The organism is Klebsiella sp. X13 (assembly GCF_003323835.1).
Taxonomy (GTDB): Bacteria; Pseudomonadota; Gammaproteobacteria; order Enterobacterales; family Enterobacteriaceae; genus Klebsiella; species Klebsiella ornithinolytica.
In genome coordinates, this window is the sequence record NZ_CP030874.1 from 2,710,896 (window position 1) to 2,736,935 (window position 26,040).

Annotated in this window: 17 protein-coding genes, 9 pseudogenes and 1 riboswitch; of the genes and pseudogenes, 9 read left to right on the plus strand and 17 right to left on the minus strand. The window is 57.0% G+C overall.

The features are described from left to right. Window positions 1-146: 146 nt before the first annotated feature. The 10 genes and pseudogenes from DSD31_RS12965 to DSD31_RS13000 all read right to left on the minus strand — a co-directional run bounded on the left by DSD31_RS12965 (window position 147) and on the right by DSD31_RS13000 (window position 7,777). The gene (locus DSD31_RS12965) at window positions 147-701 is read right to left on the minus strand and encodes an RNA polymerase sigma factor (RefSeq protein ID WP_004861926.1); all 555 of its coding nucleotides are present in this window, start codon (window positions 699-701) and stop codon (window positions 147-149) included. Window positions 702-706: 5 nt separating this feature from the next. Further along, the gene (locus DSD31_RS12970; protein WP_032724724.1) at window positions 707-1,132 is read right to left on the minus strand and encodes a hypothetical protein; all 426 of its coding nucleotides are present in this window, start codon (window positions 1,130-1,132) and stop codon (window positions 707-709) included. Window positions 1,133-1,264: 132 nt separating this feature from the next. Then, complete coding sequence (locus DSD31_RS12975; RefSeq protein ID WP_004861921.1) at window positions 1,265-2,218, minus strand: hypothetical protein; 954 nt, start codon at window positions 2,216-2,218, stop codon at window positions 1,265-1,267. Window positions 2,219-2,431: 213 nt separating this feature from the next. Further along, window positions 2,432-3,011, minus strand: a pseudogene (locus tag DSD31_RS26620) (class I SAM-dependent DNA methyltransferase). A 161-nt stretch (window positions 3,012-3,172) separates the two neighbouring features. Continuing rightward, window positions 3,173-3,619: pseudogene (locus DSD31_RS26625) on the minus strand (GGDEF domain-containing protein); the annotation flags it as partial. An 82-nt stretch (window positions 3,620-3,701) separates the two neighbouring features. Then, entirely contained in the window at window positions 3,702-3,905 is a 204-nt protein-coding gene (locus DSD31_RS26630) for a PAS domain-containing protein (protein WP_369973982.1), read from the minus strand. Between the two features lie 160 nt (window positions 3,906-4,065). Beyond that, on the minus strand, window positions 4,066-4,314 hold the full coding sequence (locus DSD31_RS26635) for a hypothetical protein (RefSeq protein WP_369973983.1): 249 nt from the start codon (window positions 4,312-4,314) through the stop codon (window positions 4,066-4,068). 409 nt (window positions 4,315-4,723) lie between these two features. Further along, window positions 4,724-5,668: pseudogene (locus DSD31_RS12990) on the minus strand (DUF4056 domain-containing protein). 9 nt (window positions 5,669-5,677) lie between these two features. Next, a pseudogene (locus DSD31_RS12995) lies at window positions 5,678-6,637 on the minus strand (hypothetical protein). A 17-nt stretch (window positions 6,638-6,654) separates the two neighbouring features. Beyond that, window positions 6,655-7,777: pseudogene (locus DSD31_RS13000) on the minus strand (BamA/TamA family outer membrane protein). Window positions 7,778-8,072: 295 nt separating this feature from the next. Further along, a riboswitch (TPP riboswitch) is annotated at window positions 8,073-8,177 on the plus strand. Between the two features lie 65 nt (window positions 8,178-8,242). Here DSD31_RS13000 and DSD31_RS13005 point away from each other — a divergent pair. The 6 genes and pseudogenes from DSD31_RS13005 (at window position 8,243) to DSD31_RS13030 (ending at window position 14,523) form a co-directional block, all read left to right on the plus strand. Beyond that, window positions 8,243-8,936, plus strand: a pseudogene (locus DSD31_RS13005) (TenA family protein). Further along, a pseudogene (locus DSD31_RS13010) lies at window positions 8,933-9,657 on the plus strand (ABC transporter ATP-binding protein). The pseudogenes DSD31_RS13005 and DSD31_RS13010 overlap by 4 nt, the downstream one beginning before the upstream one ends. A 231-nt stretch (window positions 9,658-9,888) precedes the next feature. Beyond that, window positions 9,889-10,394: pseudogene (locus tag DSD31_RS13015) on the plus strand (ABC transporter permease). Between the two features lie 65 nt (window positions 10,395-10,459). Next, window positions 10,460-11,340 (plus strand): annotated as a pseudogene (locus DSD31_RS13020) (ABC transporter substrate-binding protein). 306 nt (window positions 11,341-11,646) lie between these two features. Continuing rightward, entirely contained in the window at window positions 11,647-13,032 is a 1,386-nt protein-coding gene (locus DSD31_RS13025) for a diaminobutyrate--2-oxoglutarate transaminase (protein ID WP_015584344.1), read from the plus strand. A gap of 9 nt (window positions 13,033-13,041) precedes the next feature. Continuing rightward, window positions 13,042-14,523, plus strand: coding sequence for a pyridoxal phosphate-dependent decarboxylase family protein (locus DSD31_RS13030; protein WP_162786320.1), 1,482 nt, complete (start codon window positions 13,042-13,044; stop codon window positions 14,521-14,523). Window positions 14,524-14,747: 224 nt separating this feature from the next. Here DSD31_RS13030 and DSD31_RS13035 read toward each other — a convergent pair whose 3' ends face one another. The 7 genes from DSD31_RS13035 to DSD31_RS13065 all read right to left on the minus strand — a co-directional run bounded on the left by DSD31_RS13035 (window position 14,748) and on the right by DSD31_RS13065 (window position 22,138). After that, window positions 14,748-15,938 carry a cytochrome c biogenesis protein/redoxin gene (locus DSD31_RS13035; protein WP_113991090.1) on the minus strand — a complete coding sequence of 397 codons (1,191 nt, stop codon included), beginning with the start codon at window positions 15,936-15,938 and terminating at the stop codon, window positions 14,748-14,750. An 84-nt stretch (window positions 15,939-16,022) separates the two neighbouring features. Beyond that, on the minus strand, window positions 16,023-17,384 hold the full coding sequence (locus DSD31_RS13040; RefSeq protein WP_088911756.1) for an ATP-binding protein: 1,362 nt from the start codon (window positions 17,382-17,384) through the stop codon (window positions 16,023-16,025). Next, window positions 17,381-18,121 carry a response regulator gene (locus DSD31_RS13045; RefSeq protein ID WP_015584348.1) on the minus strand — a complete coding sequence of 247 codons (741 nt, stop codon included), beginning with the start codon at window positions 18,119-18,121 and terminating at the stop codon, window positions 17,381-17,383. Before DSD31_RS13045 ends, DSD31_RS13040 begins: the two co-directional genes overlap by 4 nt. An 84-nt stretch (window positions 18,122-18,205) precedes the next feature. Then, window positions 18,206-19,198 carry an alpha/beta hydrolase gene (locus DSD31_RS13050; RefSeq protein ID WP_113991091.1) on the minus strand — a complete coding sequence of 331 codons (993 nt, stop codon included), beginning with the start codon at window positions 19,196-19,198 and terminating at the stop codon, window positions 18,206-18,208. 186 nt (window positions 19,199-19,384) lie between these two features. Further along, window positions 19,385-20,125 (minus strand): glutamine amidotransferase, encoded by a 741-nt coding sequence (locus tag DSD31_RS13055; RefSeq protein WP_113991092.1) that lies wholly within the window; start codon window positions 20,123-20,125, stop codon window positions 19,385-19,387. Window positions 20,126-20,284: 159 nt separating this feature from the next. Next, a complete protein-coding gene (locus DSD31_RS13060; protein ID WP_004861863.1) occupies window positions 20,285-21,271 on the minus strand; it encodes a YhfZ family protein in 987 nt (328 codons plus the stop codon). Between the two features lie 15 nt (window positions 21,272-21,286). After that, the gene (locus DSD31_RS13065) at window positions 21,287-22,138 is read right to left on the minus strand and encodes a class I fructose-bisphosphate aldolase (RefSeq protein ID WP_004861860.1); all 852 of its coding nucleotides are present in this window, start codon (window positions 22,136-22,138) and stop codon (window positions 21,287-21,289) included. A gap of 168 nt (window positions 22,139-22,306) precedes the next feature. Here DSD31_RS13065 and DSD31_RS13070 point away from each other — a divergent pair, with 168 nt between their 5' ends. The 3 genes from DSD31_RS13070 to DSD31_RS13080 are packed head-to-tail and all read left to right on the plus strand — an operon-like array spanning window position 22,307 to window position 26,040. Further along, the gene (locus tag DSD31_RS13070; protein ID WP_113991093.1) at window positions 22,307-23,704 is read left to right on the plus strand and encodes an FAD-binding oxidoreductase; all 1,398 of its coding nucleotides are present in this window, start codon (window positions 22,307-22,309) and stop codon (window positions 23,702-23,704) included. Window positions 23,705-23,728: 24 nt separating this feature from the next. Then, entirely contained in the window at window positions 23,729-25,078 is a 1,350-nt protein-coding gene (locus DSD31_RS13075) for an FGGY family carbohydrate kinase (RefSeq protein ID WP_104895650.1), read from the plus strand. Further along, window positions 25,075-26,040, plus strand: a complete 966-nt coding sequence (locus DSD31_RS13080; protein WP_015584352.1) for a 1-phosphofructokinase family hexose kinase — start codon at window positions 25,075-25,077, stop codon at window positions 26,038-26,040. The genes DSD31_RS13075 and DSD31_RS13080 overlap by 4 nt, the downstream gene beginning before the upstream one ends.

Below are 26,040 nucleotides of genomic sequence, written 5' to 3' on the forward strand. Positions count from 1 at the left end.
TGTCAACCGGATTGCTCGCCGCTCTCCGCCATTTATCCCTACTAAGGGATAAACATAAAAATATCCCCTTGTGGGGATATTTTGGGGTGCTTTGGGCTTAGTCAGACGAGCTGCATGAGAGGAAAGTTCGGAACCGGACGGCGGGCTTAGCCGTCGACCAGCTCATCGTAGAAGGTCCGCAGACGCGAACGAAGATAGAGAACGGCTTTATGTTTGCGCGAGAGCAGCGCCTGCTCGCTGGCCCCGCACTCTTCAGCCAGCTCCTTGTAGCTGTAGCCTTGCAGTTCGGTCTTCTCAAAGACTTCGCGCTGGGCGGTCGGCAGTTCGGACAGCGCCTGATTCAGCGCCTCCCAGAGCAGCGCTTTCAGATACTCCTCTTCCGGCGTTTGCGGTACGCCAAACAGCGTCTCTGAGAGCTCATCCTCCGGCAGACTGTCGTCCGGGCTCACATAGCCCGCCAAGGGCAGCTCACGCTTTTTACGCGCCCGGTCGGTCATCTCGTTACGTGCCGCACGAAACAGCCAGGCCGCCACGTTCTCCACCGGCTGTTCCACGGTCATCAGCTGACAGGTGACTTCCTGCAGGATATCATCCGCATCATCGCGCACCGGCGTCCGACCGCGGATAAACGCGCTCAGCCGTGAGCGGCAGGCGTTGATTGCCGATAGCAACAGAGACTCCCCGCCTGGCCCTGTTTTCATCTGACTCACTCGTCTGGCGTCGTTTTGACCGCGTCGTTCTGCGGCGGGGTTTTCTCCTCCCGGCGTTCGTGCCAGCCGCAATGCCCGCGCGGGTCGCGAGAAGCGCGATGGTGGAAGCGCTGAATAAACTCTTCGCGCTGTTCCGGACTCATCTTCATCCAGCGTTCGTGCATCCGGCGACGCATCCCGAACATGCCGGGGCGAAAGCCCAGACCGCCAAACAGAATGCGCGACAGTGCCAGAATACCTAACGCCTGCCAGAAACCGATACTCTTGACGCCAAGAATGGCCGGCAGCAGCGCATTCCACAGCGACATCACCAGCAGCCCAAGAATCGCGATCAGCACCACGCCGATAATCAGCGGTTTAGCCATTCGATGATGACCGAACCGGCGATCGCGCGCATAGCCGTGCATTCCAAAATCTCTCATCAGTGTGACCTCATTAACGTAGTGAAAAGTAACCTTGTGCTGAGGTAGACGAATGAGCGGCGGGAATATTGCTAAAAAAATTAAAAAAAGCGGCAAGTTGCACAGTTCGATGCGCAGTCAGAACAAACGCGACTAAAAACTCATTGCTAAACCGACGCCGTAGCCCCGGGTATTATCCCCGAACATATAGCGGGCGACGAGACGCGTGCGGCTGATGAACACGGGATACTGGCTGCTGTCGAGCTCCAGCCCAACTCCCAGCGAACTAAGACCGTTAAACCCAAGCTGCCCGCGCTGATCGCCCAGATACTCGGTATGCGCGCCTTCCAGCACGTAGCGCACCGGGCTTTTCAACAGCGTCCAGTCGGAAATGGGCGCCCGGCGACGCAGATACAGCCCCAGGTTTTCGGCGCTGGACTGTCCGCTGACGGCTTCCGGCGTGCTGCCAAAGGTTTGCAGGCTCATGCCGGAATAGCGCAGTTCAACATCGATATCCTGCTCTTTGGAGAACAGTTCGTAATCCAGCATCAGCGAACCACCGAGCCCGTATGCATTAAGCCGTCCACCGTCAAGAAATTTAAAGTCCGCATCCCGCTTATGCTCAATCAGCCGGCTGCCGATCCGCACGTCGCTGGCCATGGTCCCCAGCATAAAGTTAAAAATGGGCCGCAGGACCAGCGTACCGCCCCACTTATCGGTATACAGATTAAAGTCCCAGCCGATGCCGCCGGTCCCGGTCAGGCTGTTCCACTTCGCCGGAATAGTGCGGCTGTCATCGCCGTTGCTCAGGACAAACTGCGGATCGTAGCGGCTGTAGCCCAGCGTTCCCTCTAAATAGATCGGATAACGTTTACTCAAGGTCGCCCCGCCGCCGAACTGGGTAATCGACAGCTGATTTTTCTCATTGGTGCCGGAGCCGATATTGAGGTCGCTGGCGGTGACGTCGGGGACGACGGTGTAGCTCATCAGCATCAGCACGGCATCGGCGCGCTGTTTTAAATGGCTACCGTCAAGAGCCAGACAGGCCGGACTGACCAGCAACAGGGCAGCAGACAGAGTGCAGGCACGTGGCAAAGAAACCATCATTTCTTATTTGAAACCTCACCCGGAGATCAAAGGGTTACCCGAAAGCCTGGGCTGACAATGAAATACTGACCTGACGAAAAACAGCGGATCGGTATGATAATTCAGTATAGCGATAGTTTTGCATCCCTCCTGGCGAGCCAACGCGCGGATTGACGTATTTTCTGCCGGCCCCTGGTCGTCCGCGCGCTCAGCCGATCGTTGCAAGGCACAGATTCAGGCGTTTTTTACCGCCAGCCAGACCGTGCGCCCGCCGCAGCACGGGTCGTTGACAACATGCTTCAGTAATTCAAAACCGTGGGTTTCCAGCAGCAGGCGATACGCTTCCGGCGCCAGGCTGGCATGATAGAGTTCGTCCCCCTCAAACCGCCCGATAGCTTCCCCATCGTGGGTCCCGCTGGTGAACATCAGCGGCGCGTGCGGACGGGCATGGGCCGCAAAGCGGGCAAACATCGCGCGCTGGGCGTCACGGGTCAGATGGAAGAAGCTGTCCCACGCCAGCAGCGCGTCAAACTGCTGCCCCAGCGCCAGGGTGCGCATATCTGCCACCATCCACTGTTGTTGCGCAAAGTCCGGCGGCAGCGGGCAATCATCGTCGGGAGGCGTCGATGCCGGTCACCCGATATCCCCGGCGGATAAAGTAGGCGGCGACAGGCGTGCCGTTACCGCAGCCAATATCGAGAATATGACCGTCGGTCTCACCCGCGCAAGAAACGTATCCAGCCAGGGTTGTTCAAACAAGTGGTTGAACGCAGTTCGCCCAGCGTCGGGCATGGCGCTCATACAGATCGATGATCTCTTAGCGCACGGATTATCCGGGGGAGAAGGTTCCGGGGATTTGCATACGTTCATACTCCAGGTGTTTAATATTTTTCGACCAGATGAAGTTTTACCTGGTTTTCGCCCTTCTTTCTTCGCGGCATACAGCGCTTTATCGACGCGATTAAACAGCTGATCGATCTCTTCACCCTCTTGATGTTCCGCGACGCCGATACTGACCGTCACCGTACCGGCATGCTCGGGGAGATGATAACAGCTGACCGCGTGGCGTTCTGCCATCGCCAGCGCCGGTGCGATTGACGCGCCGGGGAGAAATAATAAAATTCTTCCCCTCCCCAGCGATAGAGTCTTGTCCTGAATTTTGGCAGCGGATTCAAGAATTCGGGAAATCGCCAGCAGCACCTCATCGCCTTTTTGGTGTCCGTAGCTATCATTAATCGCTTTAAAATTATCGACATCCACCAGCAGCAGGCAAAAACCGCCTGAATGAAATAATGAAGAATCAACAATACGATAAAACTCGCGTCGGTTAAGTAATCCGGTTAAAGGATCGTGAGTGGCGGCAAATTCAAGTTCTTCCTTCAGATGCACTTCTTCAGTAATGTCATGAACAATACACAGCATCAACCGTATATGGTTCAGCACCACCGGTCCGGCATAGGTCTGAACGTAGCGGAGAGAACCATCGGACAGAATATGGGTAAAATTAAGCGGCTTGGCCGCCGGGTAAGCTTGCCACGCTGCGCATCACGGGAAGCACGTCCCTTCCCAGAGTATTGATTTGCCAGGTATGGCGAGTGCGCATCTCATCGGCCGTATAGTTATAAAACCGCAGCGCGGCGATATTAGCATCAATAATTCGCCCGTCCTGTTCAGGGTCAATCAACAGCATCGGGGCAGAACTGGTCATAAAAAGAATCGCGAAAAGAAACTATTGCTGCGCCGTTTGTAAGGGTGCGCGGGGAGCGCCTTAAACGAGTCATTTTGCTGCAGGATCTTTGCCGCTTCAAAAAGAATTAATGTGTCATATTCTGCGGATTTAATCAGGGTGGTTTTACAATAAACCGGACTCAGACCTTCCGGGGTTTGAATCGTCCACACTTCGAATACTTCAGCAATATTTTGAAGTAGTACAGATAATTCTGCAGGCTGCGTTCCGGGCAGCTGGAGAGCGTACCTTTGCGCATTTCATCCAGCGACATCGCTCCGCTGAGGGTTCTGGAAGCCTGATTACAATAGACGACTGCTTCTTTAAAAGGATGAACCACCCAAACAGGGGTGCTTAATAAATCAAAAATCATTAACTCTTTTAATAACATGCAGCCCTCCAGCGAACAGGCACCACGCTTCTGAACGACGCGCTCATCGCCAATATGGCCCAACGGCGTAGGCTAATAAGCTAATGAAATGACGTCGAAAGTTCAGACACGAGATGGAGACGCCGGAAGTATAGTTCCTTTTTGATTATGGAAAGTGTACCGGGAAAGCAAAACGGCGCTGCCGCTGACAGAAGCCGGGCATTCTCCCCGGCGCTCGCCGTTCCTGAGTTATTTCTCGATACGCTCAAGCTGGGTTTGATCCGCCCGTTCGGCGCGATCGGCCAGTCCCTGGAACTGCCCGGGGTATAGAAGGTCTCCGGCACCGGCAGCATCTGCATGTCCTGCCCCGGATGAATTTGCAACTGACCAAGTTCTGCGAGCGAAAAGCCGTCCACCGTCTGCGGCAGAGTTAACCGCCAGGGCGTCGTCCTCTCGAACGGGACCGGCGTCGGAAGCCGATCGTCGTCATATCGTAATTGCGTTTGAGCACCAGAAATTTATCCGGAACCCGACGCTGGCTGTTCCACCAGTCGCATCCAGCTTGCGAAACATACTTTCCGTTTCACTACGCGGAGCCACCATCAGCTTCACCACACCTTTTTCAGCGCGACGTCCATCGCCCGGTTATAGTCGTCAACCGAACCGGCATGGCCGTGCAAAATGACGCTGATGGCCAGCCGCGCGCCAGCAGATTCGAATAGAGATCTTCCGGGGAAAAGGCGGAGATTTCCTCCGAAAAACCGGGAACTGACTGGAAACCATTCCACTGCGCAATTTCATGCCATTGCGCAAGTTCATAGGCCAGACGGCCTGCGAGCCAGGCGGCAATCTCATAGCGTCGGGACAGGGAAGCCGGCGGCATAAAAGCATTGAGCTGGATCCGTCTGACGCCCAGCTCCTCGCTGTAGAAAATGCGCCCCGCCTGTCCAAGATTCGGGTAAATGCGGGAGAAGAGATAAAAAGTGTTATCCGCCGTATCGCGCACGTGGGCGATATCGATAAACCCGCCGCGACGGGTATAGATCAGCCCGTTTTCCTCTTCACTCAGCCCGACAAGATTTTTTACCCGCCCCAGCGCGCTGTCGTTGTAACGATGCTTACCCAACGTATCGAGCGTCAGGACATTACCAATTTGATAGACCGGGATCGGCACCCCAATCGCTCTGACATGCAGATCATAGCCAAAGCACAGCACGGACGCAGCGATTCCGGGCGCTGGCTGACCACCGGTTTGACCCGGGGAGTGGGAACGACCGGTAATACCGGATCCTTCGCGCACACGAGAACGCGGCCGCCAGCAAAAATAACAAGCATTACGTCTCCAGGACATAAAACGGACGCTCGCAGGCGGCATTTTGCGAGGTTAAAAACGGTATTCTCCGGCAACAAAGAAGCTATTACGTTCGTTAAAAACCAAACTCGGTTAAGACGTTAAAGTTCTGCGTAATTTCATATTGCGCGCCCACCAGCATGTTCCACGGAGAAGAGAGCCGCTGCTTCACGTCAAACTTGCCCTGATCGTCTTTATTAACCGCAGCAATAAGCGGCTGGAGTTCCGGCGGCATATGCAGATCGGAGAGATTGCCTTTGAACTCCTGCTGTACGTTCTGGTACATACTGCCCACCCAGATACTTAAGTTTGACGGGCCGGCGATACCTTGCAAATTAAAGCGATAGCCAATGCGCGGCGACACGGTGGTGGCCGAGATTTTACCGTCAAGAATATCGAAGTCGGTCCGGGTATAGTTGGTATCGATCAGGCCGAACCAGTTGCCATAGCCGCCGGCGAGGGTAAACCCGGTTCCCCAGGTGGTGCCTTTAAAATCGAGCGCAAAAAATATCCTGCAGCTGTCCGTTTTCATGGAGCCGATGCACGGATCCGGCAATAATCCGGTCGATCCCGGTATATTTTGAGGGATCGGCGTCAACGGAGACTTTTGATAACGACGATCCGCTGGTATGCCCGGCGATGCCGTAGATATTTAAGAAAGGAAACACCCACATATCCAGACGCAGGTTCTCGGTCTTGCTCTTTTGTCGCGTGTGTCCGGCATCGATAGCGAACATATCGCTCGGTATCGGGTGGTTCCCGAGCTTCAGTCCGGAAAAAGAGATACTGTCGACCAGGATATCCTGGCGAATGTTCATATAGCTTAAATTGACCCCGAAAGGCAGCGGAATGGAGTATCCACGCGCCCTTGCCTCATCACCCCAAATCGGAAAATAGCTGTCGTTACTGCTGCCGGAACTGTCGGTCGTGCTGGCCCCCCAGGCGGTGCCCGACGTTAACAAACAACGTAAGTACGGTTTTAGTCCATCTCATTTTTTTCTCATCTGACCTTAAAGTCCGGAACCTACATTAAAATAAAGCGCCTGTTCATGTTCGCTGAAGGCAATATCAATCCCCGTATGTAATCCATACTGGCGCGCTATCAGGTAGCGAAACCCTGTCCCCCACGCCACTTCGGTTTGCTCCCACAATGAATGGGCCTCGCAGCGATATACCGACGAACCCTTGCAGGATCCAGCGCGGCTGAAATTCCCAGGCAAGCTGGGTCTGCGCCGTACTGACATAATCCCCCTGATAGCGGTAACGAGAAATCCCGCGTAATTCGATATAAGGGCGTGCCATTGGCGTCAGGCGCTTATCATGGTGGGTCAACGACTGATAGTTGCCAGCCACGGCGAGCGTCAGCGTGCGACTGAGCGGGATATAGTATTTCCCATCGACAGAGAACTGATCGTAATGATAGTCGCCACCTAACAATGAACGGAAAAATCGATATTCGCTTTGTACCGATAACCCCTTCTCAGGATAGAAAAAATTATCCGTAGTGTCATATTCCGCCACCACGCCCAGCGCCGATGATGCACTCTCCTGACCCAGCACCTGCTGCCATACCCGATTAACGACCGGGTTATCGGCGGAAACGTCGGTTTTCGCATACACCTGAGAGGCCCCGACAAATACCGGCGTGTCGCCTACGCGAAACAGCAGTTTTTGCAGACCTCCATAGCCGCGGGTCTGCGAATGGATAGCGGTATTTTTGTTAAAACTGGTCAATCCGTCGGAATAGATATCCAGTTTAATATTGGCGTAGCCCAGCAGCAGCAGATAGCGGATACGGTCATTATTCCAGGTATGCCGGTGGCCGCCGCCGATAAACCAGGTCCCGTTCTGCGTTCCACCGCCGCCAAAAGCGGTGATCCGGCGGCTGAATAAAATGATCGCCATCCCGCGTCCCTTTACCGTGCAAAAAGAGACCAAAACAGCCCCCCCGCCGTAGCCCACCGCCGGCTCGGTTATCACCATAGGCACCGGAAGAAACCCGTACTGGTTATCCTGGAGATAGCGGCTCATATCCAGCATGCCATCTTCGGGATCGAACAGATCGGCGCCAACGGCGGGAAGGGAAAGCGGCACGATGAGCGTCAGCAATAAGGTCGGTAGCGAAAACTTCATGCACTCTCCGGCGCCGTGATGGGTTCTGAATGCCCATGTGGCTGAAGAATAATGGGTTTTCATGGTAATGAAAATATATCCTATGGTGCCATGAACTACCAATTTTCGGCCGGCGGTTTTTTTTAATTCTGGACAAATTAGCCAGTTAAAAACGCATAGAAAGCCCATTGGTCTACGGCGAAAATATGTCGGCGCTGAGTTTTTAGCCATCATGGTAAAGTGACGGTGTCACATATTCAGATGGCAATTCGCCCGCGGCCGGGATTGTAATCAAAAAAGTGAATGCCGTATAACATGGCGCAACGAGGGGTGTCCCGTGAGGGCTGAGATGGCGGTAAGCCGAACCCTTTGAACCTGATCTGGGTCATGCCAGCGAAGGGACGGGTCGGCAATTTTGCCAGTTTACCGCCATTGCCCTGTTCATACTTCCGCACACCCGGATCTCCCCCGTAATCAGGAGGTCCTGTGATTCTGCCGATCTTTACCCAGGGTATTTATGGTCGTCTGCGCCAGCAGGCGGGAGGCGACTGGGAACAGTACGTTGCCCATCCTTTCTTCCGCCAGCTTGCCGACGGTACCTTGCCCGAACGCGCCTTCCGACGCTATCTGACTCAGGACTACCTGTTCCTGATCCACTTTGCCCGTAGCTATGCCCTGCTGGTCAGCAAACTGCGCACGCTCCCGGAGATGCGCGCCGCGGCCGCCTCAATGAACGCGATTCTTGGCGAACTGCCGCTGCACGTCGGCTATTGCGCGGGCTGGGGGCTGGACGAAGCGACAATGGCCGCCGAAAGCGAAGCGCCGGAGACGGTAAACTACACCCGCTACGTGCTGGATATCGGTCATTCCGGCGATGCGCTCGATCTGCTGGTGGCGCTGATGCCCTGCGTGGCTGGCTATGCGGAAATCGGCCTCGGACTGCTCCACAATCCGGCCACCCGGCTCACCGACAACCCCTATGCCTCCTGGATCCGTAACTACGGCGATGCGGGCTATCTCGACGGTGTCACGGCGGCTATCGGCCTGCCTGGAGCGTGTCTGGCAGCAGCGCGGCGCCGAATCGCGCATCGCAGAGCTGGGTGCCATCTTCACCACCGCCACCCGTCTGGAAGCCAACTTCTGGCAGATGGGACTGAATGCTGCGGCGGTCGCTCAGTGACGGCTCCGACTATCGCGGTGCGGGAATTAAGTCTGCGCTTCGGCTCACGGGTCATTTTTGACAAGTTGTCGTTTGATATTCCGCTGGACAGTGGATTTCGCTGCTGGGCGCCAGCGTGCCGGCAAAACCCAGCCTGCTGCGAATTATCGCCGGACTGGCTGCCCCCACTCACGGTCAGGTTCAGGCCAGCGACGGTCGCCCGCTGGCCACTCGTCTGGCCTGGATGGGGCAAAAGGACCTGCTCTATCCGTGGCTAAGCGTGCGCGACAATGTAGCGCTTGGCGCCCGCCTGCGCGGAGAGCGCGTCGATCGGCAGCGGGTTGCGAGGTTATTAGAGCAGGTGGGACTCAGCCACTGCGCCGACGATCGTCCGGCGTCGCTCTCCGGCGGCATGCGTCAGCGGCGGCGCTGGCGCGCACGCTGTATGAAGATCGGCCGATCGTGTTAATGGATGAGCCTTTTTCGGCGCTGGACACCCTTACCCGCACGCGTATCCAGACGCTGGCAGCGGAACTGCTGACTCAGCGTACGGTGGTGTTGATTACCACGATCCGATGGAAGCCTGCCGCTCAGCCATCGCCTGCTGGTGCTCTCGCCGCCGCCCGGCGGCATTGATGACTCCCATCATCTGACGGGGAAACCGCCGCGGGCGCCGGACGATCCGGCGCTGCTGAGGGACAAGCCGCGCTACTGCAAACAGTTGATGAGGGCCAACGGATGAGAGGGAAACTTTTCCGCGGCGGCGTGGTGTTCTGCGGCCTGCTGGTGTTTTGGTGGCTGCTCAGTAACAGCGGCATTCCGGCGTTCCTGCTGCCGTCGCCATCGGCGGTGGCCGCCGCCCTGTGGAACAACCGCAGCTGGCTGAGCTGGCACACCGCTGGTTACTTTGAGCGAGATCCTCAGCGGCCTGACTCTCGGGGTACTGCTCGGCGTGGTGTTGGCCCTGTGTATGATGATCTCGCCGCGCCTACAGCGCTGGCTGATGCCGCTGGTGCTGACCAGTCAGGCGATTCCGGTTTTCGCCCTCGCCCCGCTGCTGGTGCTGTGGTTTGGCTTCGGGATGAGCGCCAAAGTGATGATGGCGGTTCTGGTGATTTTCTTCCCGTGACGTCGGCATTTTTTGACGGCCTGAGGCGGGTCAATCACGACTACCTCGATCTGGCGCGTACGATGGGCGCCTCGTCAGGGGCGCAGCTGCGACATGTTCGCCTGATGGCCGCCCTGCCGGCGCTGGTTCCGGCCTGCGCATGGCCGCGGCCCGTAGCGCCAATCGGCGCGATCATCGGCGAATGGGTCGGTTCTGCCGAAGGACTGGGCTATGTGATGCTCAATGCTAATGCGCGCATGCAAACCGATGTCTGCTTTGCGGCGCTGTTTATTTTAGTGCTGCTGACCATTCTGCTATGGCTGGCAGTGGATGCTCTATTACACCGGCTGATCAACTGGACACCGGAATAAGGAATAATCATGCATAAACCGTTTTCACCGCCATCACATTAACCGCGCTTATCAGCGGACAGGCGATGGCCAACGAGAAGCTGACCCTGGTGCTGGACTGGTATATTAACCCGGACCATGCGCCGATTATGGTGGCGGAAACAGATTGGCGCCTTTAAAGCGCAGGGCCTGGACGTGAAGATTGTCCCGCCGTCTGACCCGGCCCTGCCGCCGCGTCTGGTGGCCGCCGGCCAGGCGGATCTGGCTATCACCTATCAGCCGCAGGTGCACTTTTTCGCCGATGAGGGGCTGCCGCTGGTGCGGGTCGGTACGTTGATTAACTCGCCGTTGAACACGATCATCGCTCTGGATAAGCGCATCAAAACCCCCGCGGATCTGAAAGGGAAAAAAGTCGGCTATTCGGTTAGCGGTATCGAGCAGGCTACGCTGGCGACTATGGCGCAACATGGCCATATCGATCCGCAAAGCATCAAGCTGATTAACGTCAATTTCCAGTTGACCAGCGCCCTGCTGGCCGGCCAGGTTGATGCGGTGATTGGCGGCTATCGTAATATTGAAGCGCTGGAGCTCAAGCTGCAGGGTAAAGATCCGCAGGTGATGAATGTCGAAGATTTCGGCGTTCCGGCCTACGACGAGCTGGTGATTGTCGCCAACCGCGATGAAATTCATGCGGCCAAAATCAAAAAGTTCCTCGTCGCGCTGCAGGAGGGAGTGGCCTATCTGCGCGCGCATCCGCAGGAAACCTGGCAGGCTTTTGCCGCCGCTCATCCGGAGCTGAATACCGAGCTGAACCAGCAGGCCTGGCAGCAGACGGCCCCCCTGTTTGCCGCCCATCCCGCGGCGCTGGATAAGGCCCGCTACGAAGCTTATGAAACAGTTTTTATATAACAACAAGTTGGTTAAAAAAATCACACCTTTAACTCATTATGCGGTCGAACTGGATTGAGTAACCATACGGCTGACGGAAGAATTTCCGTCAGCTACTTTAGCGAAGCGGTAATAAAACCCGGCGCTTTCCCTCACTAAGAATTACACTTTTAATGGTTTTATAACACTTTAAATAAATCATATAAATCAAAGCATTACCATTGATTTTCGTTGTGTAAAAATAACGTAAAAATACCTCAATAAATAAAACATTGAATGACGATTTAAAAAGCCATATATTGTGCGCGCTTTATGAATGGCGATTCATTTTCTAAAACCAATTATTCAACCAGTGTTCAACCGTAACGCTGGTTGTGGGAGTGATATGATGACGGATAAAGTCCGTATTGATACTTTAAGTGCAGATTTATTGGACGCTAACAACGAAACCTTTTTGGCCCGTCAGGCTGAATTCGAATCGAACGTCAGGAGTTACCCGCGCAAGCTGCCGCTGGCTATCGCAAAAGCGGAAGGCGTGTGGTTAACCGATGCGGATAACAAACAGTACCTGGATTGCCTTGCCGGTGCTGGTACCCTCGCTCTTGGTCACAACCACCCTGATGTGCTGCAAAGCATCCAAAGTGTCATTACCAGCGGCTTGCCGTTACATACGCTCGATCTGACTACCCCGTTAAAAGATCGCTTCTCCGAATACCTGCTCTCATTACTGCCGGGAGAAGGTAAAGAATACTGCCTGCAGTTCACCGGCCCGTCCGGCGCTGACGCCGTAGAAGCGGCCCTGAAGCTGGCGAAAAAATACACCGGTCGTTCTTCGGTGATTAGCTTCTCCGGCGGCTACCACGGTATGACCCACGGCGCGCTGTCGGTAACCGGCAACCTGTCACCGAAAGAAGCCGTCAACGGCATGATGCCAGAAGTGCAGTTTATGCCGTATCCGCATCAGTACCGCTGCCCGCTGGGTATCGGTGGCGAAGCGGGCGTGAAAGCGCTGACCTACTACTTCGAAAACCTGATCAACGACGTGGAAAGCGGCGTGCGTAAACCGGCGGCGGTCATTCTCGAAGCCGTTCAGGGCGAAGGCGGCGTGAACCCGGCTCCGGTTGAGTGGCTGCAGCGCATCCGCAAAGTGACTCAGGAACACGGCATTCTGCTGATCATCGACGAAGTTCAGGCTGGCTTTGCCCGTACCGGTAAGCTGTTTGCCTTCGAACACGCCGGCATTGAGCCGGACATCATCGTGATGTCGAAAGCCGTCGGCGGCGGTCTGCCGCTGGCCGTTCTGGGTATCAAGAAGCAGTTTGACGCCTGGGAACCGGGCCACCATACCGGCACCTTCCGTGGCAACCAGCTGGCGATGGCCACCGGGCTGACCACCCTGCGTCACCTGAAAGACAACGACATTGCCGGCAAAGTGGCCGCGCAGGGCGAATGGCTGAAAGGCAAACTGGCCGATATGCAGAAGCGTTTCCCGGTCATGGGTCACATTCGCGGTCTGGGTCTGATGATCGGTATTGAGATCGTGAACCCGAATGGCGAGCAGGATCATATGGGCTGCTACCCGGCTGACGGCGCGCTGTCCGCCCTGTTGCAGAAGAAATGTTTCGAAGCGGGCCTGATCCTCGAGCGCGGTGGCCGTGGCGGCTGCGTACTGCGTCTGCTGCCGTCGCTGCTGATCAGCAACGCCGAGCTGGAAATTTTCCTCGACAAATTTGAACAGGCCATGCTGGCCGCCGGTGTCAAACCGGTCTGAGTGGAGCGAGTGACCGCAATGTCCAAATTGAATCCGATTCTTGCTGGTTCGCCGCAAAGTATTGAGGCTTATCAGCAGGCGATCGCCCAGACCAGCCAAGCCGTCGCGCAATGGTTGCAGCAGCCTGAGATGTATCAAGGTAAAAGCGTCGCCGAACTGCGTGAGCGCATTACCCTTGAGTTCACCGAGCAGGGTCTGGGTAACCAGGCGGCGATTGAACGTGCGATCGAGTACTTCCTGAAAGACAGCCTGTCGGTGCATCACCCGCAGTGCGTGGCGCATCTGCACTGTCCGAGCCTGGTCGTTAGCCAGGCGGCGGAAGTACTGATTAACGCGACCAACCAGAGCATGGACTCCTGGGACCAAAGCCCGTCGGCGACCATCATTGAGATGAAGCTGATCGAATGGCTGCGTGCTCAGGTCGATTACCCGGCCGGCGACGCCGGCGTCTTCACCAGCGGCGGCACCCAAAGCAACCTGATGGGGCTGATGCTGGCGCGCGATGCCTTCTTCGCTCGTCAGGGGCACTCTATCCAGCAGGACGGTCTGCCGGGTGACGTGCGTCAGTATAAAGTGCTGTGCTCTGAAAATGCCCACTTCTCGGTGCAGAAGAACATGGCGCTGATGGGCCTCGGCTACCGCGCCGTGACGCTGGTGAAAACCGACGAATTCGCGCGGATGGACGTCGCTGACCTGAAAGCGAAAATCGCCGAAGCGCAGGCTAACGGCGAGCAGATCATGGCGATCGTCGCCACCGCTGGCACAACCGACGCGGGCGCTATCGACCCGCTGCGTGCTATCGCCGGCGTGGCGGCAGAACATCAGATCTGGCTGCACGTGGATGCGGCATGGGGCGGTGCACTGCTGCTCTCCGAGCAGTACCGCGACTATCTGGACGGCATTGAGTGCGTGGACTCCATTACCCTGGACTTCCACAAGCAGTTCTTCCAGACCATCAGCTGCGGCGCGTTTCTGTTAAAAGACGCACGCCACTACGAGCTGATGCGCTACCAGGCGGCCTATCTGAACTCCGAGTTCGATGAAGAACACGGCGTGCCGAATCTGGTCTCCAAATCGCTGCAGACCACCCGTCGCTTCGATGCGCTGAAGCTGTGGATGGGGCTGGAAGCGCTGGGCCAGAAACAGTACGCGGCGATCATCGATCACGGCGTGACCATGGCGAAAAAGGTGGCGGAATACATTAAATCTCAGCCGACGCTGGAACTGGTCATGCAGCCGCAGCTGGCGAGCGTGCTGTTCCGCTCTCGTCCAGCGCAAATGGCCGGCAGCGATGATGCCGCTATCGCCCTGCTCAACCAACGCGTTGGGGATGCGCTGCTCGACTCCGGTCGTGCAAACGTCGGCGTGACCGAGCACAACGGCATGACCTGCCTGAAGCTGACGCTGCTGAACCCGATCGTGACGCTTGAAGACGTGAAGGTGCTGCTGAATCTGGTGGAACGCACCGCGCAGGAATTGCTGGCGAAGTAATATCCTTGAGCGGGACGGTGGTTGACTGCCGCCCCACTCAACAATCCTCGCCATGAGACTTGTTGGTAAAAGCCGATAACTTAGCTTATCGGCTTTTTTATTTCTGTCTGCGGAGCAGGAATAAGTAACACCGTCACGATTTGAGTGCTGAGCGGGCCACTGATAACCTGTCAACGTCTGCCACTGGCCGCTTCAGCGCAACGCCAGCGGGACTATTACCCCACTCAGGCTTTCGCCTCTTGTAACAGCTGCTGGATCATTTTCTCCTGCTGCGCGTAGTCCCCTTCGCCAAAAGCGGTGTAGCGCAGCTTCCCCCTGGCATCAAACAGATAATGTGCCGGCCAATACTGGTTGCCAAAGGCGTTCCAGATAGCGTAACCGTTGTCCGCGACGATCGGATACGGCAGCTGCCATTTTGCCACCGCGTCACGCAGCGCCGGCAACGAGCGTTCCCACGGGTATTCCGGCGTATGCACCCCCACGACCAGCAGCCCGGCGGCGCGATATTTGTTCGCCCACGCGCGTACATACGGCAAGGTGTGCTGGCAGTTAATACAACCCCGGGTCCAGAAATCGATCAGAACCACCTTCCCCTGCAGGTCGGCCGGGCGCAGCGGCTGGCTGTTGATCCATGCGCTACCGCCGAGCAGCGCGGGTATATCGCTGGTTGGTTGTGGCGCGACAACCGGTTGTAGTACCGTTGTCTGCGCCCGCTGCGGTAAGCTGGCGCTCAGACGTTGCTCCAGCGACTGCGTCAGACCATTTGCGCCTTGCAGGTAGCGGTCCGCTCCGCTGGCAATCAATGTCACCGAGGCGAGGATCGCCCCTCCCGCCAGCTGACGCAGCCGCTGGCTAAAGGCCAGCCCGCGATGCAGACGCGCCACCAGCTTTGAGCCCAACCACCACAGCAGCGCCAGCATCAGGGCGCAACCGCTGCCGTAGGCGGCCAGCAGCAGGCCTGTGGTCACCGACTGGCCGTTAAGAAACGCAAAGCTAAGGATTGCCCCCAGTACCGGCCCGGCGCAGGGCGCCCACAGCAGCCCGATGGCCAGCCCCGCCAGCAGCGCCGAGAATCCGCCGGCATGGCGATAGCCGCGATCGTTGATACGGTTGCCCAGCGCCACCAGCGGTGAAGCAAGCCGTTGGGCGACGCGTTGCGAGAGCAGGCTCAGCCCCACCAGCGCCAGAAAAATCAGCGCCAGCCAGCGCCCGGCCAGGGTCAGACTGACGATGCCGCTGCTGGCCAGCGTCACCAGTAGCGACATCCCGGTAAACATCAGCACCATCCCGCCAAGCAGGAGCAGCAGATGGCTGCGTTTACCGCGAAGGTTAGCAAAGATGAGTGGGATCACCGGTAAAGTACACGGACTCAGCAACGTCAACATACCGCCGAAAAAAGCGATCGGAAGAGACATCATATTCACCTCGTTATCAACATGCGGCCGGTCATGGTCGCAGGCGTATTACATCAGGCGAATGTCGTTATAAAGTGTCTGAATTTACGGTTTTTTGTCTGTTAAGTTGTCTGTCTCAGCGCGAGATACAGACGGATACAAAACGGCGGAGTCGAGACGAATAATCGCCTCTAATCCCCCTTCCGGGCGGTTCCCCAGGCGAAGCGTTCCCGGCATCTGGCTGGTCAGCTGCGCGGCGATCGCCAGGCCGAGCCCGGTGCCGCCGGTTTCACGGTTGCGCGAATTTTCCAGGCGAAAGAATGGTTGCAGCACCTCCTCCAGGCTCGCTTCCGGGATCCCCGGACCGTTATCCATCACCTGAATGATGGGGTCGCCATTCATTGCATAGCTCAACCGAATATCGACCCGCTCAGCGAACTTTAAGCCATTATCGATCAGATTGGTCATGATTCGGCGCAGCGCCTGAGGCTGTGTCAGCACGACGCGCCCCTCTTCGGCGGGGATAAAGGCAACCGGTCTGCCGACATCGGCATAATCCAGGGCGATGCTGTCCAGAAACGCGTTCAGATCGAGGCGTTGGCGCTTCTCTTCCAGCGGCTGCGCCGAGCGGGCAAAAGCAATCCCTTCCCTGACCAGACGACTCATATTGTCGAGGTCCTGCAGGAGTTTATCGCGCAGTTCCGGCGCGTCGGTCATTTCCAGTCGCAGCTTCATACGCGTAATCGGCGTCTGGAGATCGTGGGAAATTGCCGCGAGGATCCGCGCGCGTTCCTGTAGATGGTCGCGAATGCGCGTCTGCATCGCGTTGAACGCCCGGGCGGCGTGCTGTACTTCCACCGGCCCCTGTTCCGCCATCATGCCTGGGGCGCTGTTCGCCGGTTGCAGGGCGTCAATCGCGCGGGTAAAGCGCGTCATCGGACGCACAACCTGGCGCACGGCATACCAGGCGCACGCCAGCAGCAGCAGGAACTGGACGATCAGCACCGCCGGGAGCCAGCGGGCAATCGCCGGCAGCCGCGGCCATAAATCAATGCTCAGCGGCGCTCCGTCATGCAGGGTGATATGTGCCTGAATATGTTCACGCGGACCGGGCACCGCAATAATGCTGACCGGATAGCTGCCGCTCAGCGCTTCCTGCAGAGAACGCACCGCGTCGCGGGAACGCCAGCTGTCAGGATAGTGTCCGCTGACGCCGGCGGACAACCGGTAGCGATAGTTGCCACGCGCCAGCCGCGCCAGCCACTGCGGACGCTCGGCGGCGGGAAGTCGGTCAAGGATCGCCACGCTGGTTGCCACGTCGTACTCCAGGTTTCCCAGCATCACGCTGCGGGCACTGCTCATCCGCTCATACAGCAGCAGCGAAAGGGTCAGGGCATTAGCCAGCAGTAAGGTGAAGAAAATCATCAGCATCAGCCGTGACCGCAGAGAAGCGGGCCACAGCCTCATTCGCGGACCTCGCGAATGGCAACCGGGACCGCGAGGACATACCCTTCGCTACGCACGGTTTTGATGTAGGCCGGTTCGCGGGCATCTTCCCGCAGCCGCTGGCGTAAGCGGCTCACCAGCAGATCGATGGAGCGCTCAAACAGCTCGGCATCGCGTCCCTGGGTCAGGTTCAGCAGCTGGTCGCGGTTGAGCACCCGCTGGGGATGGTCGAGAAAGACCCGCAGCAGTCGGTATTCTGCCCCGCTCAGCGCGACGATAGTGCCGTCATTATCCAGCAGATGACGCGCGGAGGTATCCAGTTGCCAGTCGCCAAACGCAATCAGTCTGCCGGCTTCGGTAATTTGCAGATTGGGTGGCAGCGCGCGCGTGCGCCGCAGGATCGCTTTAATCCGCGCCAGCAGCTCCCGGGCGACGAAGGGTTTGACCAGGTAGTCATCGGCGCCCATTTCCAGACCCAGAATACGGTCGCTGTCGTCGGTGCGGGCGGTTAACATCAGAACCGGGATATTTTGCTGACCGTGGCTACGCAGCTGGCGACAGAGGATCAGGCCATCCTCGCCGGGAAGCATAATATCGAGGACAATCAGATCCACATGATGACCCTGCAGCACTGACCACATCGCTTTACCATTTGCAGCACCCGTGGCGCGGTATCCCGACTTATTCAGATAATCGGTCACCAGTTCACGAATATCGCGGTCGTCATCGACAACCAGAATATGGTCAATATGTTCCACCGCAGGCTCCGTCGTGAATGAATGCAACTCAACAAGAATATGCGCTGTTGCCGGAAGCGCAACTCGCCGCCTCCGGCGCACGCGCTACAGACGGTCGGCATCGACCACCGCTTTAACAAAGTCGGCGGGATCTTCCTGCGGTAGATTGTGACCGATGTTGCCGGTTAAGGTCCGGTGCTCATATTTGCCGCTAAATTTCGCCCGATAGCTCTCCGGCGTCGGGTGCGGCGCACCGTTGTTGTCGCCCTCAAGCGTAATGGTCGGGACGGCAATCGTCGGCAGCAGCGCCAGTTTCTGTTCATAGGCGGCATATTTCTGTTCGCCTTTATCGATGCCCAGCCGCCAGCGATAGTTACTGATGGTCACGGCAACATGGTCCGGGTTTGTCAGCGCTTTGGCGCTTTGCGCAAATTCGGCTTCGCTGAAGGCCCAGCCCGGCGAGGCCTGATGCCAGATCAGCTGCGCAAAATCGCGCGTATTCTGCCGATAGCCCGCCTCGCCGCGCGCGGTGGCGAAATAAAACTGATACCACCAGGAGAGTTCCGCCTGCGGCGGCAGCGGCCTGGCGCCGATTTGCTGGCTGCCAATCAGATACCCGCTCACCGAAACCAGCGATTTAACCCGCTCCGGCCACAGCGCCGCCATGATATCGGCGGTACGCGCCCCCCAGTCAAAACCGGCCACATCGGCCTGTTTTATCTGCAAGGCGTCCATCAGGTGAATAATATCTGCCGCCATCGCCGACGGCTGTCCGTTGCGCGGCGTCTTCGCAGAGAGAAAACGGGTGGTACCATATCCACGCAGATACGGCACGATAACGCGGAACCCTTTTTGCGCTAACGCGGGTGCCACTTTCTCATAGCTATAAATATCATACGGCCAGCCGTGCAGCAGGATAACCGGCTGACCGTCGCGCGGACCGATATCGACATAGCCGATATTCAGATCGCCGGCCTGAATCTGTTGAACATGATCGAATACACCGGCATCGTCCGCCGCACAAACGCTGGCTGACCACAGAGCCGACAGCGCCAGCATCAGCGCACTACCGTTACGGACCCGAGATAAACTGTTCATAAAGCCACCTGTTAACTGAAAGAGAAGAGCGTACCCAGACAGTTAACCCGCGTTTTGTATACGGCATATGCGCAGAATGGCGGGGTTTTGTATCGCGATGTATTGCTCCCCCGGCAGATACATTGTGATACAGACGGAAGGCGCGCTGTGCGGGCCAACGCTTTACGTTAAGCCCTCAGCGGCCTGTTAAGCATGTGCAACGTCCGGCTCCAGATAGTTGGCCACGAAGCGGGTTAATATTCCCGCCGCGACCGGACACGCCTCCACCTTATCCAGCAGTTGCCGGGGATCGATCCCCTCCGTTCGCAGCACGTCATCACGATAGTGGATCAATGAACGCGCAATTTCAGGGGTAAATTCCGGATGGAACTGTGTGGACAGCGCATGGCGGGTATAGCGCACTATCTGGTGGGGATCGTGCACTGAAGCGGCCAGCACCGTCGCATCCGGCGGCAGCCTGACGACCGTTTGCAGATGGCTGAGGTGCGCGGGGAAATGGGCCGGCCGGTCGCTGAGCAACGGGTCCGTTCGTCCGGCAGCGGAAAGCGTAATCGCCTTGCATCCCGTTTCACGTCCTGCCGGATGGTACGCCACCTCGCCGCCGAGCGCGTCGGCCATCAGCTGATGACCGTAGCAGATACCAAATAACGGCATCTCTACCGCCATCGCCGAACGGATCCACGCGGCGGTTTTCTCGCTCCACGCCAGCCGATCGGTGACCATCGCCCATGACCCCGTCATTACCGCCACGGTCTGGCTATCCGGATCGGGCAATGTTTCCCCCGCATAGACACGCACGGTGGCGATCTGCTGACGCCAGGGGGCAAGCAGCCGGCCAAACCACTGCGGAAGATCGCCATGTTCGGCCTCAATTTCCGCCGGCGGCGCGCCGGTCTGCACAATAAGAAGTTTGTTTCTCAACGCCATAGCCCGTTACCCTTCGATGCTTTCTACAGTCCTTTCACTATGGAGAAAGGCGGCTGTTTCGACAAATAACCAATCTCTATGAGTGACACCATGCGGGAATAAGCGCTGCTCCGCGTGGAAGCCGGCAAGGAAACGATTTACGCCCCCCCTATTGCACTATCAGGTACGCGCGATCGAGGCAATTTTCTGGAAGCGGAGAATATCCGGCACGCTGGCAAAGTAAGGATCAGACGTGTTTACGGGTTGCATAGCCTGTCGTTTGAGCTTATCGAAATCAACTTGCCGCAATAGCTGAGCAACCGGTGATGTTGAACGAACAACCAGCACAGCGCTGGAAATCTCATCTGCCAACGCCATCGCCTGAGGATTATCCAGCGCACGAATCGTTAAGCCAATTTTATCCAGCGGGATCAGCGAAGGCTCCTGATGCCAGACACCGGTATCAATCTCACCAAGGAAGACGGAACGCGGCAGCAAGGTAAAATCGACCTCAACGTATTCGCATTGCGTCTCCGGAAACTGGGCGCGGGTAAGACGCTGATGATCGCTGGAGTGAAAATCAATTCCGACGCGCAAACGCGTCGCCGCCACGGTATCGGTTTTTTCCACCACCACCAGACTTTCTGGTCGGTAATAGCTGCCGTTGCCGACTTCAAATAACTCATAGCCTTCAGCAGCCGCATCCTTCATTAGCATTTGCGCCGAACCGGACGAGAGCAGAACGATATCCGCGGTGTTTTCGTTGAAGGCGGCCAGGCGCGAGTGCGCGCCGCGCAGATAGCCAACGGTGGTGACGACACCCCATTGGCTACACTGCTCAACCAGCGCGGAAGCCACCTGGGTCGCTTCCCGGGAGCCTCGAGGAGGGAGTAGCATATGGACCGGCGGTATCCGGGCGGCGTTCCACAGCAATGTAAAATCCCAGGAGACCACAAAGGTCCCCTGATGACCACGAGAAACAAGGGTTACCGCACCGGATTTTTTTAGTTCCTGTAGCGCTTTCTGCACGGTCCCGGAACCGATTTCCAGGACATCCTGATACCAGGAGGTCGTAGGAAGGCGTCCGGACAAGCCGAGTGAAATAATCGAGCGTGCAATAAATGCGACCGGAGAGAGATGCTTTGCTTCACGCGCAATAACCGTCATTGTTTTCGCCGACTTTTACTGTTCCAGATACTGTAACGCTTGTTCAACGCTTTGACCTTCATGCACGACAGCATTGAGCGCACGAAGGACGCCGGCAGGTTGCTGTGCGCGGAAAATACGTCGACCAAACATCACCCCTTTGGCGCCTGCCCGAAGCGCATCCGCAGCCAGCTGCAGGGTTGAGTGCGGATCTTCGCCACCCGCGCCTCCGGCGAGTAGCACCGGAGTATAGCAGGTGCTTGTTACAGCAGCAAAATCCTCCACTGACCCCGGCCAGAGCGCTTTGACCAGATCCGCGCCGATATCCGCGGCGATACGGCAATACAGACTCATGACTTTGGCACTCAGGGCATCGGGATCGACACCTTCCAGTGCAGAACGCGGTTCGATAATAACGCCAATCCCATGCCGCTCACATTCGCGTACGATACGCGTATTGCGCGCAATCTCGGCCTGTTCCAGCGCCGTATCTTTCTGCCCCAGATACATGTAGGTCATCACTGCATCAATGCCACACGCGGACACCTCTTCGATGTGCGCTAGTTGTGCCAGAACGCCTTCACTGCGGCCGTCTTTACCCGGGGTATAGATAGAACGGGCATGATTTTTCCAGTCCAGATGCAGGACAAAACCAGGCCGGTCGCGACCAATAAAGGTCTTTTCAACCACAGGAATCATCCCAGGAGTCACCATCACGCCGTCTGCATCACGCAACTGAGCGAAAACAGTTTCAATTTCATCGCGTGTTTTCAGTCCAGAGGGAGGACCTGACATCACCCCGTGGGATGCGGCAACAACCACTGCCCGCCCCGTTTCCGGGCGCAAAATACGACCTAAACGAACTGCCTTACCAGTGCGACTATCCATTTTGCTCTCCTTCACAAAGTCTGGAAAATATTAAAATGCAATTTGCAGCTTTCTGCAAATTGATCGTATATTAGCCACTAACGTGCTGTCAATGAAATATGCCCTGTGCGTTTTACCCCGTCTCATCGCGCCAGGAAAATCCTTTAAACTGAAAAAACAGGAGTTAGTATGTCCGACGTTTCCCATCTCATCACCGACCTGAAAAGCATCCTCCCTGAGTCACAGGTACTCAGCGATCGTGAAACGCTGCAGGCATCCAGCCACGATACCTGGCCTCTGTCCACAAAGCTCAGACGCTTAGGATGCCATGATTATCAGGCTGATGTAGTGGTAAAAGTCACCGACGAAAAACAGATTCAACAGGTACTGGCGCTGGCGACGGCAAATGATACGCCGGTCACCCCCAGGGCGCTGGCATCCTCAGTAACCGGCCAGCCTCTCCCGACGCGCGGCGGCATCGTATTGGATGTAACCGGTATGACGCAGCACCGCGAAATCAACATCACGAACCTCACCGTCGAAGTTTCTGCCGGCTATAACGGAGGTCATCTGGAAGATGAGCTCCAGCAGATGGGCTGGACGCTGGGTCACTCGCCACAATCACTGTATCAGTCCACCGTCGGAGGCTGGCTGTCCACGCTGGCAACCGGGCAGTTTTCATCTTACTACGGTGGTATTGAAGAGTTAGTTACCGCCTATACGGTCATTCTTGCTACGGGTGAAAAGCTGCGGCTTAAGGCTTCTCCGCGCGCAGCAATGGGCCCGGATCTCCGCCAGCTGTTTATTGGCGCCGAAGGTACGCTTGGGATCGTCACCTCGGTGCAGCTCAAAATATTCCCCCTGCCCCAGACGCGCCTGTACGATTCGCTGGAACTCCCTTCTATCGACGCTGGTCTCGAGATCATGCGTGAGCAGGCCATGGCGGGTCTGCGGCCGTTCCTGCTGCGCCTGTATGATACCAATGAAGCTCGTCATGCAATGCAAAACCCACTGCAGGATAAACCGGTGATGTTCCTCGGCACCCAGGGCGTGGATGCCGTCGCGCACGCTGAAATGGATGCTTTTATGGCCATTGTTCATCGCCACGGCGGAAAATCCATCGGCTCAGAAGGCGTGCTGAAATGGATGGAGCGCCGATTTGATTTTTCAACCGTGGAGAAACTACTTGATAGCCATGGGGGATTTGCCGAGACCATCGAAATTGCGCATACCTGGGACGGTATCTCCGGTCTGTATCACGCTCTGCACGAGATGCTTACCCCGCTCGCGGACGAAGTGCTGTCGCATTTTTCGCACGTTTATCCTCAGGGGACCTCGATGTACATGATTCTCCTTGGGCGGGAGAGCAGCGACCGCGAAGCGGTAGAAAAATTGCGCACCATCTGGCGGGAAACTATGCGCGTTTGTCTGGAACATCACGCCGAACTGTCGCATCACCACGGCGGCGGATTAGTTCGTTCGCCTTATGCCCGCGAATCTCTCGGTTCCGCACATTTATTATTGCGCCGCGTCAAGCAGGCACTCGATCCTAACGGAACGCTGAATCCAGGTAAGCTGGGATTATAAACGGCACAGTGAGGGGGATTCACCATGTGGTTTCTCGGTATAGATATTGGCACGACACATATCAAGATCATCGGTCTGAGCGAGGACGGTGTACTTTTACCCGTGAAAAAGTGCCGCACTCCCATCCTGCAACGTGACGGGTTGACCTTCCACGATGCGCAAGACGTATGGCAAATGCTGGTGATCCAGCTAACAGATTATGCCCGTACAGCGGCCCGGGCTCACGGACCGCTGGCCGCAATTTCTATTGGAACCTTTGGACAAGAAGAGTCCGTGGCCGTGAACCTCCGCGGGGACATTGTCTACCCTTCTCTTGCCTGGTGGGAAAACTACCCTGCCGCCGCGCTGGATAACGAGACGCAAAGCTGGCTGGACAGCGAGGAGCACTATGCCATCTCCGGTATGCGTTCACGACCAAACCAAAGTCCGGAACGGCTGAGCTGGATACGGCAGCATCATGAAGAACTCTGGAATCACATCGATCGCTGGGTTGATTTCGGCACTTTCATCATGTGGCGGTTAACGGGAGAATGGCGCGCACCCTCCTCGCAGCTGACCCATTCGCAGTGCATCGATCTCAAAAGCATGCAGCCGCACGAACCTACGCTGCAACAGCTGCGACTTTCGCCAACATTATTCCCGACGCCGGCAGATACCGGCGAGTGCTGTGGCGAAATCCATGCGCAGATGCTGCCGGGTGTTGAGCTGTATCCGGGCGCCTGCGTATTCATTGGCGGGCATGATCAAATCGTCGGTGCGCTGGCCGTGCAACACAGTCAGCCGACCCACGTTTTCGACTCGATAGGCACATCAGAATACCTGATGGTGTTAACCCCTCATTTTCCTGATACATCTGCTGCCTGGCAACTTGGCGTCGATATCGAACGGACCTGGAAAGCCGGCGAGTTTGTGATGGGTTGCGCGACCCCTTCCGGGAAAATAATCCAGACACTCGCTGAACTGCTTTATCAGGGGGATTATGACCACCTTTTCAACGATCTATTGACTGATGCAGACACCCGTGGGGTGTCGGTGTCGGTGTCGGTGGATGAGAGCGAAGCTCAAGGCCTTTTTTCACTACACCACCTGAATGCCGGTATTCGCCCCGCCGGATTAGTTCAGGCCACACTCGACCACATCGCCGATCGCGCCTACCAGCTGCTTACCCAGATGTGTGAAATGGGGGCGATACGCCCCCAGGACGCCGTACTTATGGGATCGCTATTCCAGCGTTCGGAGATGATTGAACACCGGAAACGCCGCTGGAAAATGCCGCTCTTCGCCAGCACATTAACCGAACCCGTCGCGATGGGGGCCGCCATGATTGCCCGTGAAAGCTGGTTTATCGCGACTCACAGGGAGGACCAGCTATGAAAGTCATCATCGCTTCACTGAATACGGCGATCGAACGTTTGCTACTGGTTGATAAACAGCGCCCTGGCGACGTTCATCGTTTGCTGGATGACAAAACGCTGGCCGGCGGTAAAGGCGTCAATGTCGCGCGGGTACTTAAACAGCTGACGACATATTTACCGGATGCCCCGGTGCCGCTGTTACTGGGGTTTCTCGGCGGCGCCACCGGACGCCTGTGCCATGAGCTTTTGCAACAAGAAGCGCTGGCCGGATGCTGGTGTGATATCGCCGGCAGCACCCGCATCTGCGAGGTCATTACGGAAACGGACTCGCCAGAGAAAGCCAGCGTATATAACGCCGGCGGTCCGCCCATCAGCCAGGAGGAACATCAGCGTCTCCATGCCCTGCTGGCGCAGGAATTACCCCATGCGGATGCGTTAATTTGTACCGGCTCACTGGCAAAAAATCTGCCTCCTGACGAGTACGGATACTGGATAGCGCAGGCACGTGCCTGCGGTGTGCTTACGCTACTCGATACGCACGGCGCAGCTCTGCTGCACTCTGCAAATGCACTTCCGGATATTATCAAAATCAATCGCGACGAACTGCGCCACGCTAATGCGGAGTCGTCGCTGCCTCTCCCTGAGACATGGTTGGTACAAGGGGTGCGTTGCGTGATTATCACCGATGGCCCGCGCCCGACATTAGCCCTTACGCCGGATGGCCATTTCGAACTAACAGCCCCCTCCGTAATGACGGCCAGCCCGGTCGGTTCCGGGGACGCATACTGCGCAGGACTGATCGCCAGCCTACTTTCCAGGCCACAGGCTGGGTGGGTGGAACATCTGAAGCTGGCAGCGGCCTGTGGCGCAGCAAATGCCGCCAGCTCGACGGCAGGCCTCGCTGCCGAACTCCCGCTTTCAACACTACAACGGCGCTGTGCGGTACGCACTATTCCAACACCGCCCCGCTCACCGACTTAA